At 48.8% G+C, this 13,026-nt stretch carries 11 protein-coding genes; 9 read left to right on the forward strand and 2 right to left on the reverse strand.

Features of this window, described 5'->3' with window-relative positions; genetic code table 11:
• Positions 1-15: 15 nt before the first annotated feature.
• Entirely contained in the window at positions 16-3,084 is a 3,069-nt protein-coding gene (locus D1646_RS15225) for a DEAD/DEAH box helicase family protein (protein ID WP_160637286.1), read from the forward strand.
• Positions 3,085-3,289: 205 nt separating this feature from the next.
• Here D1646_RS15225 and D1646_RS15230 read toward each other — a convergent pair whose 3' ends face one another.
• A complete protein-coding gene (locus D1646_RS15230; protein ID WP_160637287.1) occupies positions 3,290-3,820 on the reverse strand; it encodes an ImmA/IrrE family metallo-endopeptidase in 531 nt (176 codons plus the stop codon).
• 51 nt (positions 3,821-3,871) lie between these two features.
• Positions 3,872-4,285 carry a helix-turn-helix transcriptional regulator gene (locus D1646_RS15235; RefSeq protein ID WP_201754708.1) on the reverse strand — a complete coding sequence of 138 codons (414 nt, stop codon included), beginning with the start codon at positions 4,283-4,285 and terminating at the stop codon, positions 3,872-3,874.
• Positions 4,286-4,493: 208 nt separating this feature from the next.
• On the opposite strand from D1646_RS15235, the gene D1646_RS15240 reads away from it, so the two are divergent.
• From D1646_RS15240 to D1646_RS15275, 8 genes are all read left to right on the forward strand, one after another.
• Positions 4,494-5,210: an ImmA/IrrE family metallo-endopeptidase gene (locus D1646_RS15240; protein WP_160637288.1), complete on the forward strand. Its 717-nt coding sequence runs from the start codon at positions 4,494-4,496 to the stop codon at positions 5,208-5,210.
• A gap of 450 nt (positions 5,211-5,660) precedes the next feature.
• Positions 5,661-6,215, forward strand: a complete 555-nt coding sequence (locus tag D1646_RS15245) for a hypothetical protein (protein WP_160637289.1) — start codon at positions 5,661-5,663, stop codon at positions 6,213-6,215.
• Between the two features lie 588 nt (positions 6,216-6,803).
• Positions 6,804-7,400, forward strand: a complete 597-nt coding sequence (locus tag D1646_RS23755) for a type II toxin-antitoxin system PemK/MazF family toxin (RefSeq protein WP_279279948.1) — start codon at positions 6,804-6,806, stop codon at positions 7,398-7,400.
• Positions 7,401-7,424: 24 nt separating this feature from the next.
• Complete coding sequence (locus tag D1646_RS15255) at positions 7,425-7,652, forward strand: helix-turn-helix domain-containing protein (protein WP_160637299.1); 228 nt, start codon at positions 7,425-7,427, stop codon at positions 7,650-7,652.
• 166 nt (positions 7,653-7,818) lie between these two features.
• On the forward strand, positions 7,819-8,415 hold the full coding sequence (locus tag D1646_RS15260) for a helix-turn-helix domain-containing protein (RefSeq protein WP_160637290.1): 597 nt from the start codon (positions 7,819-7,821) through the stop codon (positions 8,413-8,415).
• A gap of 14 nt (positions 8,416-8,429) precedes the next feature.
• The gene (locus D1646_RS15265) at positions 8,430-9,845 is read left to right on the forward strand and encodes a site-specific integrase (RefSeq protein ID WP_160637291.1); all 1,416 of its coding nucleotides are present in this window, start codon (positions 8,430-8,432) and stop codon (positions 9,843-9,845) included.
• 138 nt (positions 9,846-9,983) lie between these two features.
• Entirely contained in the window at positions 9,984-11,174 is a 1,191-nt protein-coding gene (locus D1646_RS15270) for an XRE family transcriptional regulator (RefSeq protein WP_160637292.1), read from the forward strand.
• Positions 11,175-12,016: 842 nt separating this feature from the next.
• Positions 12,017-12,358: a helix-turn-helix transcriptional regulator gene (locus D1646_RS15275; RefSeq protein WP_160637293.1), complete on the forward strand. Its 342-nt coding sequence runs from the start codon at positions 12,017-12,019 to the stop codon at positions 12,356-12,358.
• Positions 12,359-13,026 lie beyond the last annotated feature (668 nt).

The following is a 13,026-nucleotide window of genomic DNA, read 5'->3' on the forward strand; positions in this document are numbered from 1 at the left end:
GGGGGTAACAACGACATGAAATTCAAATTTACCATCCAGCCCTACCAGACCGAGGCCGTGGACAGCGTGGTGAACGTCTTCGCTGGCCAGCCCTTCAATGACCGCTTTACATACCGCCGGGATGTGGCAGAGGTCAAGCGTACCGCCGAAAGCTGGCTGCAAACGGAGGAAGAGCTGTATATGGGCTTTGCCAACGCCAAGGTGCAGTTGACTGCTCAACAGCTTTTGGAGAACGTCCGTAAGATACAGGCCCGGAACAACATTAAGCTCTCGGACAAGCTGACTGGAAACCTGGGGGGCTGTTCCCTGGATGTGGAGATGGAAACCGGCACGGGCAAAACCTATGTGTATATCAAGACTATGTTCGAGCTGAACAAGCGGTATGGATGGAGCAAGTTTATTGTGGTGGTCCCCAGCATCGCTATCCGCGAGGGTGTCCACAAGAGTTTTGGCACCATGCAGGACCACTTCATGGAGCATTACGGAAAGAAAGCCCGCTTCTTCATATACGACTCCAAAAATCTGGCGGAAATCGACAACTTCAGCCAGAGTTCGGATATTAACGTGATGATTATCAATATCCAAGCGTTCAATGCCAGGGGTAAGGATGCCCGGAAAATCCGCACAGAGCTGGACGATTTTGGTTCCCGGCGACCCATTGATGTGATAAAGGCTAACCGACCTATCGTTATTTTGGACGAGCCCCAGAAGATGGGCGGAATTGCCACCCAGGAAAGTTTAAAGGAGTTCAATCCGCTGTTCTGCCTGAATTACTCCGCCACCCACAAGCAACACCACAACCTGGTCTATGTGCTGGACGCCCTGGATGCTTACAACAAGCGCCTCGTCAAACGCATTGAGGTCAAAGGCTTTGACATCAAAAATCTGCGTGGAACAGACAGCTATCTGTTCCTGGAAAGCATTGTAATTTCTCCGAAAAAGCCGCCTATGGCGCGGCTGGAATTTGAGATTGGCTATGATAAGTCCGTCAACCGGGAAACGCGCATTGTCGGTGTAGACGATGATCTGTATGCGCTTTCCAAGAATATGGAGCAGTACCGCGGCTTTCGCATCAACGAGGTTGACCCCATCCGTGGAATAGTGTCCTTCACCAACGGCGAGATCATCCATGTTGGTGAAGTGACAGGTGATGTATCCGAGGCCGACCTGCGCCGGGTGCAGATACGAGAAACCATTCGTTCTCACTTTGAGAAAGAGAAGGAGCTGTTCGCCAAGGGTATCAAGACGCTTTCCCTGTTCTTCATTGACGAGGTAGCAAAGTACCACAAATATGATGAAGATGGGAACGAAGTCAACTCTGAATACGGCGAGATTTTTGAGCAGGAGTACACCGATATTCTGGATGAATATCTTACCTTGTTTAATACGCCTTATGAGCAGTACCTTCGTGGTATAGAGGTTCATCAGACCCATGCCGGATATTTCAGCATTGATAAGAAGGGGCGCAAGGTGGACAGTTCCCTCAAGCGTGGCAGCGATGAAAGCGATGATATTTCCGCCTACGACCTGATTTTGAAGGACAAGGAGCGATTGCTGTCGTTCAGCAATCCGGTTCGGTTTATCTTTTCCCACTCCGCCCTGCGGGAGGGCTGGGATAATCCGAACGTGTTTCAAATTTGCACCTTGAAGCACGGTGGCAGCTCCCCGACACAAAAACGTCAGGAGGTAGGCCGGGGGCTACGTCTATGCGTCAACCAGAGCGGCGACCGTATGGATGCGGATACCCTCGGTGCTCAAGTGCAGCAAATCAATCAGTTGACCGTGATTGCCTCGGACGGCTATCGGGATTTCGTAGCGGACTTGCAGCGCGGCATCCGGGAGGATCTCTACGAGCGCCCCACCAAGGCCACAAAGGAATATTTTGCTGGCAAGACTGTTGTAATCAATGGGAACGATGTGACAGTTACAGAAAAGCAGGCCAACGATATTTACCGCTACCTCATCAAAAACGACTATATTGACGAGGATGACCATGTAACAGAAAAATACCGCGCAGACTTGGCAAACGGTGTATTGGCACCGCTGCCGGAAAGCTGCGCAGAAATTTCTGAAGGCGTCCATGCACTGGTGCAGAGCATCTTTGATGAACACGCTTTGGACGGTATGATCCATGATGGCCGGGAAACCAAAATCCAGGAAAATGCGCTGAACGACAACTTCTACAAAAAGGAGTTTCAAACCCTCTGGAACTACATCAACCACAAGTACGCCTATACCGTGGAATTTGACAGTGAGGAACTGATACAAAAAGCGATTGCTCATATTGACAAGGAGCTGTTCGTTTCTGAACTCCGGTATACTGTCACTGTAGGTGAGCAGGAATATGATTTGAATGCGGAACAGCTGAAGGGTGGGACTGGATTTGTAGCAGAGCACAGCACGACATTTACCTTAAAAAGAACCGAAAGCAGTTCTGTCCGATATGATCTGATTGGGAAGATTGCAGAAGGCGCAAAGCTAACCCGAAAATCTGTTGCCAGAATACTCGCGGGGATCAGGTTGGACAAATTTGCAGCGTTCAAAAATAATCCAGAAGAATTTATAACGAGAGTTATCCGCCTTATCAATGAGCAAAAGGCCAATATGATCGTGGAACAAATCACCTACAATCAGATTGATGGGACTTATGACAGCGCCATTTTCACAGCTGAGAAGAATACAGATTTTTCACGGGCCTATCGGGCAAAGAAAAACGTGCAGGACTATGTTTTTGCAGATGGCTATGCGAAAGACGGCCAAAGTGTAGAGCGCAAATTTGCTGAAGAAATGGATTTGGCGGATGAAGTCTGTGTATATGCCAAACTTCCCAAGGGATTTTCCATTCCAACACCGGTGGGCAATTATTCCCCGGACTGGGCGATCGCCTTTTACAAAGGAAGCGTCAAACATATTTTCTTTATCGCTGAAACAAAGGGGACAATGGAATCACTGAATTTGAAGCCAATAGAGCGTGCAAAAATCCAATGTGCAAAAAGGCTTTTTGCCCAGCTTTCCGACTGCTGTGTTGTCTATGATGTTGTCAAAACCTATCAGGACTTACTCAACATAATGCAAAAATCGTAAAAACAGGACTACCCTTCTCGCTTAGATGGGTAGTCCTATTTTCTTTTCCCCTATAAAGAATCTGTTGGAGAAACGTGCGCAGAAACTTTACCAAGAATACAAGTGGTTTAATGGATACGGACAAAATAGTTTTTTCTTCCAGCCTGTCGTCTTGTGCCGATTACAGAAGCGTTATGTATTAGTAGCCATAGGGGCGGTTTCTATTTTATACTGCTACATTTTTTAGAAAATCTGAACGGGGAATATACGGAAGATTAAGCTGGCACCCCATGCGATTGAGTTCGTGCAGTTTGATAAGCATCAGGTTGATATTCGTTCCCATGATCGAGGAAAGCTGTACCACATCGTGCCCCTGCCCCACAAGCTCAAACAATTCCTCAGTGTCAATCCGCAAATGGGCTGAAAAGGCATTGGCCTCATACTCCATCTCGCTCCGCATATCAAAAAGGGTAAACTCCTGAAGGCCCATCCCGACCTTGGCCTGTTCCCTATGGAGGACATCGTGGCCGATTTCATGTCCACAAACCATTTGAGTTGTAATGTCGTCCATGTTGGAATTCAGCAGGATATGTCTCTCTTTGTGCTGGTAGCTATACATTCCCAGAAGTTCCTTGAAATCATCAATATGATGTATGTAAATGCCGACCTCACCGGCAATCTGCAAGGTGTTCCGCGTTCCGCAGCGTTTTACAAGCTCGTTAGCCTTGTGATAAATTGTTTCCGCTCTTTTCAGCATAGATGTTCCACCCCCAAAAGCACAAATTATACACAGGTTACTGTCTCATAATCAGGACTTTTTAAACTTCTTGGGCGTGTACTTTTGCACGTTCCTTGCCTTGGACTCCCAATAAATATCCTGCAACGCTTTCATTACTGCGTCCTTATCTTCTTCAGAAAGCGTGCCACCAGCGCACAGGCCAGAAAACCCATCAATAACAGCCTGGGCCTGGGCCGCCCCACGGGAGCCGTACTTTTCAGCAGCGGCAACAACAAACGCTTCATCTTCTGTCAAGAGGTAGCTTGCAGAAACATTGAGCGCCTTTGCCAGAGCGGTATATGTTTCTCCTTTCCTGGGACAGCTATCTCCTTTTTCGTAGCTAATGATTGTGCGGAGCGAAAGGTGAGCAGCTTCCGCAAGCTGCTTTTGCGAATAGCCCATATTTTTCCTTGCGGACTTTACTTTCTCTGCGAACTTCACCATACCACCTCTATCTATATGCAACTTACTTCATACTTTTCTCTTGACATATGCAGTATGCTCGTCTATAATATGAGTGCAATAACCTGCATATATACTATACCAAATTGCACATTATGTCAAGGGGGCGATGTCTTTTTTTGTCGAAAATCCGTCTTTGGCATGTGGGAGAGCTCAGGTCTGTAGCTACAGAACAGGAGGCTGTGTGAAGATGGGCTACTTATCTCGAAATGATCTTGAACAGATAGCAACTCGCATTTTTAACGACTATAAGAACTTGCCCCGGTTTACAGGCAAGCAGGTCGATCATGTTGACCCGGAAATCCTGGCCTGCGGGCTTTGTGGACTTTACATCGACCATTTCCACCTGTCAAAAGACGGATTGACCCTTGGAATGACCGCATTTAAGGAAGTTGGAGTTGAAGTCTATGATGATAGTGGACAACCTTACTTCTACTACCTTGATGGAAGGACTCTTTTAGTGGAGAAAGACCTGAAAAATGATCCGATCCAATACGGAAGGTATCATTTTACCATAGCGCATGAAACAGCACATCAGATTTTGGCTGACCTGCATCCTACCGATAGAGTAATCCAAAACCGCATTATCTGCTACCGGGGACAAAGCCCACAATACCCCATCCAGGATTGGGATGAGTGGCAGGCTGACAATCTGGCGTCCTCCCTCCTACTTCCCATAGAAGTCGTACTTCAGGCACTTTACAGGTTTGATCTGGAGAACGGTATTGAGATATTGAACAGGATATACCGTCCCAAAGAATACGAGCGTTTTTGCAAAATGGCAGAGTTCCTCGGAGTATCAAAACAGGCTATGGCTATCAGGCTCAAGCGGCTTGGCCTGCTGAAAAAGGAATACTTACAGAACCCTCATGCACTGGTCGATGTTGAGAAGGAGGATGATGACTGATGCCCCGACCCATAAATGTTGCTGTCAGGTGTCCCGAATGTAACTGGCGCGTGATGGACAAGGTATCACCCACCACAGGAAAGGTCGAGATCAAATGCCCCCGCTGTCACAAAATCGTGGAGGTCGATCTGGCTCTACGCCGGAAAGTGTTGTACCGGCGGGCCGGTTTAGCCTCAAATATCATCTTTAAGGAAGTGACAACAGAATAAGATTTAAGAGTACCGAGCAACGGGTCAATGGCCGCAAGGTCGTTAGTCACCAAATGGCCGGACATTAGGAATATGAGAGGGTAAGCCCCCCTCCTATTCCTAATGCCCGGTCTTTTTTTGTTGCCGCTCCAGAAATGGAGTAGGAATGAACCTGTTTGCTTGGCAGGCGGCACTTTGCCGCTACCCGTGATCTCCTGAATTTTTGGCCTTCAAAAATTCAAAAATTCAAGGAGATCACACAATGAAAACTACATATTTAATCTATAAGCAGGTTGATGGTGTTAGGCAGCTTGTAGTTGCTACACGAGAAGAATGGAATGCCATTATGAAAGAAAACAGAGGGCTTCCTATGGAGAAACGCCGCTGTTTTATGAAGGACTGCTTTGCAGACGGAGACGAACTGGACTGTATGTATATTGAGATGGCCACCACGGAATACCGGGAGTGGAACAGCAAGAACACGGTTCACCAGCGGAAAAGGAAAATCGGTACGCTTCACTCGCACCTCTCCCTGGACGCTGGCATCGCTGACACTGATGTTGAATCTCTCCATGAGTGTGTCCCCTCTGACTTCAATCTTGAACGCCTTGCGATGGACACGGTTTTTATGGGCGAATTGAGGCAGGCACTTAAAACGTGGAAACCTTGGGCGGAAGAGCTGCTGGAACTCTATCTGGCTGGGGCAAAGCGTTCCTGCACAAATGGTCTGTGCAAGAAATACAAAGTCAGTGATCGGACTATCCAAAGGTGGAAAGATGCCTTTGAAAAATTTATTTTGAATTTCTTAAAAAAATAATGTCGGTTTGAAGCGTTGAAAGTTGTAGTAGGGAGCTGAGAGGGCCACAGGCCCCTCGATGCTCCTTGACAACCGAATACCCATTCGTCAAGTACATCAGTTCCGATGTGCGAAAGCACGAGCCACCACAACAGGGTACGCCATGAAGCTGGATTGTTGGAGAATTATGAACCGTTGAAATAAGGTTCCTCAAACTCCTATCCTAACCACGCTGAGCGAGAACTCCCTTTGTAAGTATCAGGTTGCCCCTGATATGGCGATGACAGTCGGAATGATAATGGTACTCCCGTCCAGCCACAGTCTCAAACAATGGGGGCGGCTCTGTCAGAACGACAGTTGGGGTGAAACTCCCGTGAGGTGGTGAGCAGACCACCGCTTGGCGACTTCCCAGGCTTCGGCCTGCACACGGGGTGTCGAGGACAAATAGTGTGCATTACATATCTGACCGTCAACGTGGGGACGGCCAATCGCCAGTTTATGATAATAAGTCTCTGGATGGATTGGCGGTCAGGTGTGTTTTGCGCACTGACTGGGAAGTAATGGGTATTTGGCTGCAAGGGCAAATCACATAAAAGTGAGGTGTCCTTTATGAAAAGGGAACGGCCAGACGAGGTGCTGCGCGGCCAGATGTACTATGCCAATTTAGACCCGGTGATCGGCTCTGAGCAAGGAGGGACGCGGCCCGTCCTTGTCATCCAGAACAATGTGGGGAATTCTTTCAGCCCCACCATCATCATCGCGCCCATCACCACCAGAGTGAAGAAACTCCGCCAGCCGACCCACATCGGCATCCCGCCGTTCTTCGGCCTTCCGCAGAGTTCGATGGCTATGCTGGAGCAGATCAGAACGATTGATAAGAGCAGGCTGGGCGACTATGTGGGATGCTTGGACGATGATGTGATGGACTACATCGACGAGGCCCTCGGCATCAGTGTTGGCCTGCAAGACCCCGGCGAGAAAACGCAGGAACGGCCCGCTGATAAACCGCAGGATGATGTGCCTGCTGAAATGGTGCTGACGCTCTGTGGCACCTGCCTCAAACAGTTTATTTACTCACCTGAACACATTGTCAGGCGGATCGACCGCACCCAAACGAAAGAACCTTGTATGTACTGCCACGTCCGGGACGGCTACGATTATCGCATCGTCCACAAGAAAAAGCGCCTGGGCGATGATAGATATTAAGGAGGTGCGGGCATGACTGATGAATTGATAGAGCAGCGCTTGGCAGAACTCAACACCCGTAATACAGAACACCCCCCTGCTTCTGGCAACGAAAAACGGGCCTACTCCGTAGACGATATTATGGCTATCTTGGATATTAGCCGGTCGTCCGCTTATATCCTTATCAAGAAAAATCTCTTTCGGAGCGTCAAGATTGGAAACCAGCTCCGTATCTCTAAAGCCAGCTTTGATGAATGGCTGGACAAAGGGTGATTGTCAAATGTACAATTTCAGATAGGCCCGCACAATCGCACATTTGAGTAAAGTGAACCTCCCCGCTACAATGTAGTCAAGGCAAAAGCCTTGGCTACATTGGCAAGCTACATATTCTGTCAGCCAATAAACCGGGGCACAAAATCTACATAGGAGGTACTTCTGCATGGAAAAAACCAGCATCTCTGTTCCTGAAATGCGGAGGCTGCTCGGCATGAAAAAGGTCGAGGCATACTGGCTTGTAAAACAAGGACGTTTCAAAGTTATCCTTGTTGGCGGCAAAATGCGTATCATGCTGGACAGCTTTGAGGAATGGTACGGCAGGCAGTTTCGCTATAAAAAGGTCAACGGGCCTGAACCGGGCCAACTGCTTCCTGCGTCCTTGACCGTCCCGGAAGCGGCTGACATCTTGGGTCTGAATCCCAGCTCTGTCTACGAACTGATAAAGAACCATGCACCCTTTGAGATCTTCAAGGTCGATGGGCAGACCCGCATCCTGAAAGAAAATTTTGAAGCGTGGTATCAGGGACAGTCCCACTATAAGAAACCGGAGGACACAGCGCCACAGGAACTTTTGGACGCCACCTTATCGGTAAGCGATGTTGCGAAGCTGCTGGGCATACACCGCAACAGTGTTTATAACATGGTAAACAAACGCCATTTATTTGCCACAGTTAAGGCAAACGACAAAATCCGCATTTACAAGGACAGTTTTGAATCGTGGTACAAGTCCCAAAACCGCTACACCAAAATTACTGGCTGAAAGGAGGAACCACTGTGGCGTCTATCATCAAGCGCAAAACCAAGTATTCCGTTGTCTACACCTACACGGACAGCAACGGTGCCAAACGCCAGAAATGGGAAACTTGCGGCTCCCATGCGGAAGCCAAAAAGCGCAAAGCAGAAATTGAGCATCAGATCGACACCGGCGTGTTCATCCCGCCCAGCGCCGATACTCTGTCCGACTTCCTGGATGAGTATGTGTCTCTCTATGGTGTCAGCACATGGACACCCTCCACCTTTGATGGGCATAAGGCTTTGATCGACAACTACATCAAACCCATTGTCGGGGATGTAAAGCTCGATGACATCAGCCCCCGGATGATAACCAAATTCTACAAAGACCTCCAAACCGTGAAAGCGGTTCCCCGGTACGGACATCCCGACGGTGAGTTTGTCTCTCCCAGCACAATACGGGAGATACACAAACTTCTACGGAACGCATTTAATCAGGCAGTAAAGTGGGAGATGCTGGCAAGAAATCCGGCGCAGAACGCCACGGTTCCCAAGGTCGAAAAACATGAACGGGATATTTGGGACGCTCAGACACTGATGAAAGCGTTATCTCTGTGTGACGACCCATTCCTCTCCCTGGCGATCAATCTGGCCTTTGCCTGTTCCCTGCGCATGGGAGAGCTATTGGGCCTCACATGGAGCTGTGTCGATATTAGCCAGGACAGTATCGACCATGACTGTGCCTATATCTACATTGACAAGGAGCTTCAGCGGATTTCCAGGGAATCTCTGGCTCAACTCGGGGAAAAGGGTATCATGTTCAAGTTTCCCACGATACGGGGGTGCAACTCCACCGTACTGACTCTGAAAGAACCGAAAACCAGGACAAGTGTGCGAAAGGTGTTTCTTCCCAAAGCGGTGGCTGAAATGCTGGTAGAGCGCAAGAAAACGGTCGATGAGCTGAAAGAACTACTGGGGGATGAATACAGAGATTATGACCTTGTATTCGCCAGCACCCAGGGAACGCCCACAGAATCAAACTTTATTAACCGGGCGTTTAGCAAGCTCATTAAGGACAATAATCTCCCCAAGGTAGTCTTTCACAGTCTCCGCCACACCAGCACGACCTACAAGCTCAAACTCAGCGGCGGCGACATCAAGGCCGTCCAAGGCGACACCGGCCATGCACAGGCCACGATGGTGACGGAACGGTATGCCCACATCCTGGACGATGATCGCCGTGTAAACGCCGCAAGGTTCCAGAAAGAGTTTTATGGGGGAGGAAGTACAACGGAAACCACAGCGGCGGTCGAGGCTCCCAGGGAACAACAGGCCCCAGCATCCGACCCACTTCAAAATCTTGACGCAGTAGCCAAACAGCAGCTGCTTCTCAAACTCCTTACAGAATCCTCGGATATGGCAGCGCTGTTGACAGCTCTCGCCGGTAGAAACGCATAAATGCCAACGGGCAGGAATGATAACCATTCCTGTCCGTTTTTCTATACATAGAAACATCAGTCTGCGCCGCTTGCCTGATATTGATTTCTATGGTAAAATAGCATTAACTTTTACTGATTGCATGGAAAGGAGGTTCCCATGAGCGACATTTATAGTCTGCGCCTTTACGATACCGAGCTGATACGTTTCTCTTTGGAGAAGCGGGGGCTGGACGGCCTCGTTGCCGAGGTCCTCTCCGTGCGGGAAGAATACGCTCCGCTTATGCCTCTGGATTTAGAGCGGACCAGCGAGGGGATCATCCGCTGGCTCGGCAGGAGGGTCATTCCCAAAAACCGCACTTTTGTGGATCAGATACTCAAAACTTTGAATTTGAGCCACAACGATACCAAGGGAATCATTGATGTTTGTAAAGGCCTGTCTCTGAACGACAGCTATTGGGTCGTCCCGGATAGCTTTGAGGGAACATTCGAGGCGTATAACCTCTATGAGAACCGCTTCTCTGAAATTCTGGCGTTGGTAGCCTATACCGGCGCAGGCCGGAGCCATGAGGCGTTTACTACCTCCCCCGAGTTGACTACCAGCGGTATGCTTCCCAAAGCATGGCGGCTGATCGAGGGCGATGGCATCTATCTTTACAAGGGTGGAACAAGCGGCGCTTCCAATAGTGGGCGGGAGCCATATTGTGAAGCCTACGCTTCTCAGATTGCCGCTGTCATGGGCCTTAATGCGGTGCATTATGATCTGGAAAACTGGAAGGGCATCACCGCTTCCAAATGCCGGCTGTTTACCGACATTAACACAGCCTTCATTCCCATTGGGCGCATTGTGCAGACTGGCGGCATCCAGGCTTGCCTTGACTACTATGATGCCTTGGGTGGGGTGTTTGGAGAGCAGCTGCGGAGTATGCTGGTATTTGACGCGCTGATTTATAACGAGGACAGACACTTTGGAAACTTTGGCCTGCTGCGGAACAACCACACCGGACAGATTATCGCTCCAGCCCCCATTTTTGACAACGGCTTGTCCCTGATGGCCTTTGCGGGCAAGGATGACCTTGACAGCTTCTCTCACTTTGAAGCCTATGCAAAAATGCGGACAAATCCCTATCAGGTATCCTACGAGGACATCTGCCATGCGGTGATGGGGCCAGTTCAGAAGGCCCAGCTTCGCCGTATGATTGGCTTCAAATTCCACCGCTATCCTGCTGGAATGGTCACAGACACCCATCTGGACTATCTGGAAAAACTGTTGGAAGATCGTGTTCAGGATCTTTTGAACATCCCTTCCCGGAAACAACAAAAAGGCAGCAGAGAACAGGGTACACGATAATCAAGAGCCACTTTTTTGCGCACTTGAAATGAATCGAACTCTGAACCATCAAGCGATTTTTCGCCCCCTTGCTAATCGCTTGCTAATTGCGGCCCTGAAAAATGGCCGTGATTAGCAAGAAACCGTGGCAAATCGTGGGGGATGAAATTTGAAAAAAGTGAGTGTTTGCAAGGCTTTGCGGTGGTTTGTGAGTAACCGCCGCAAGCCTGCGGAATCTACTCCTAAGCAGTAGGCCGCTGGTTCGAGCCCAGTTCGGGGTGCCAAAGTGCTGGAATTTCCAAAATTTCAGCACTTTTCTTTGTAAATAGTTCGGAGTGATGCCTGATAGCAGGAAAGAAAAAATTGGATGCGAAGAAGTTTTGTCCTCTGAGGAATAGAACGATTTTTGGGAAACTGCTAATGAAAATGGAGCTTTTGCTAATTTGGCGTTTCGTGTCGTCTGATGCATTTCCAAGTCCTATTAGCGTATTTGACAAGGGTATAATAACACGACACTTAAAGAATGGAGCCAACCTACACCAGACCGCCGCCATTGGGTGAAACTCAAAGCGGCGGTTTTTCAGCGATATGGCCGGAACCTGCTGGGGGCCGCCCTGTTTTGGTTATCAAGGCGGCCCCCAGCAGACCCCGGCCATTCTATCCGAAAACTTAAAATAATTGCATAGTGACTTCGAGACATTTTGTCCCAAAGGCACAGTTGAACGACAAAAGAAAAAGTGATAATTTTCTTCTAATTTTGCTTTAGCAACCTGCTTGCAACCCAAAGTTGCGCGATACTTGGTGGATGTTATCTACGGTCTATGCTATACTGATGCCATCAAAAGAAAGGAGCACATTGATTTATGCAAACAAATTTTATCCTTGTATTGGTAATCGGTATCCCCCTTTTCGCCGCCTTTGTCTACCTTGTTGTTCTTCTGGTACGCGCTCTTTTGAAGTATATACGCTCCAAAGATGTGCGTGAGGAAAAGCAGGCAACAAAGGTTTCCTTAGGGGAGGCCATCAAGGCTAACCGTCTACGCTGTCAAATGACCCAGAAATTTGTTGCGGAGACAATAGGAGTTAGCAGACAGGCTGTTTCCAAGTGGGAAAGCGGCGCATCCGACCCCAGCACCAGTAACTTGATTGCGTTGGCAAAACTGTTTGGGATTTCCCCGGAAGAATTGTTACATGATGTTAAATAGCATTAACCATTTTCTGCGCTGGTGGAGCGGTGACTTGCTGGGGAGCGATGTTGTATCGCTCCCCGTTTTTTGCACTTTGAGACAAAATGTCCCAAAGCAATCGTTGTCCCCGCGCATTTTTGCATAGGGGCTCTGGTGGTATATCCCCCGTCGCCGCCTACTATTGAGCACAGACGGGAGTGGGCAGTCAAGGGTGCGTAGCACCGCCACCTGCGGCGGCTTGCCCTTGACGGCCCGCCCCGGCTGTGCCACCCCTCCCGGCGCGGCGGGGATATATCCTCCAGAGCCACCCCGAATGGGAAAGGGCGGGGAGATAGGGTTGAACGCGCTATAAAACCGCTTATTTTCCACGGCTGGACTGTTAGCATTTAGGCATTTGAAAGCCGCTTGTATCAAGGGTTTCCGAGCGCGTTCAGCAGGGGGTGGTATGCCTGTGCCCTATTCGTTCCACAAAAGCTAACATTGATAAAGCCGCTAAAAAGCAATACAATATAGGAAAAATATGTTTGTTCGGCTTTTCTAAATTTTTGTGACCTAACCGATTATTTTTCGAGTAGATAGGTGAAGAACTCTATCTGAGGGAAAAGTCTACAAAGGAAAAGTCAATAGGAAAATGAAATAAATTTGTGGACATAGAGGAAGGAGAAAAAAAGCAACACAAAAAGACC

The organism is Pseudoflavonifractor sp. 60 (genome assembly GCF_009911645.1).
GTDB lineage: Bacteria > Bacillota > Clostridia > Oscillospirales > Oscillospiraceae > Lawsonibacter.

What these genes read in the sequence shown, in the direction of transcription:
- D1646_RS15225 (WP_160637286.1), top strand. Translation starts at nt 16, where the DNA reads ATGAAATTCAAATTTACCATCCAGCCCTACCAGACCGAGGCCGTGGAC.
- D1646_RS15230 (WP_160637287.1), bottom strand. Translation starts at nt 3,820, where the DNA reads ATGCTGAAAAGAGCGGAAACAATTTATCACAAGGCTAACGAGCTTGTA.
- D1646_RS15235 (WP_201754708.1), bottom strand. Translation starts at nt 4,285, where the DNA reads ATGGTGAAGTTCGCAGAGAAAGTAAAGTCCGCAAGGAAAAATATGGGC.
- D1646_RS15240 (WP_160637288.1), top strand. Translation starts at nt 4,494, where the DNA reads ATGGGCTACTTATCTCGAAATGATCTTGAACAGATAGCAACTCGCATT.
- D1646_RS15245 (WP_160637289.1), top strand. Translation starts at nt 5,661, where the DNA reads ATGAAAACTACATATTTAATCTATAAGCAGGTTGATGGTGTTAGGCAG.
- D1646_RS23755 (WP_279279948.1), top strand. Translation starts at nt 6,804, where the DNA reads ATGAAAAGGGAACGGCCAGACGAGGTGCTGCGCGGCCAGATGTACTAT.
- D1646_RS15260 (WP_160637290.1), top strand. Translation starts at nt 7,819, where the DNA reads ATGGAAAAAACCAGCATCTCTGTTCCTGAAATGCGGAGGCTGCTCGGC.
- D1646_RS15270 (WP_160637292.1), top strand. Translation starts at nt 9,984, where the DNA reads ATGAGCGACATTTATAGTCTGCGCCTTTACGATACCGAGCTGATACGT.
- D1646_RS15275 (WP_160637293.1), top strand. Translation starts at nt 12,017, where the DNA reads ATGCAAACAAATTTTATCCTTGTATTGGTAATCGGTATCCCCCTTTTC.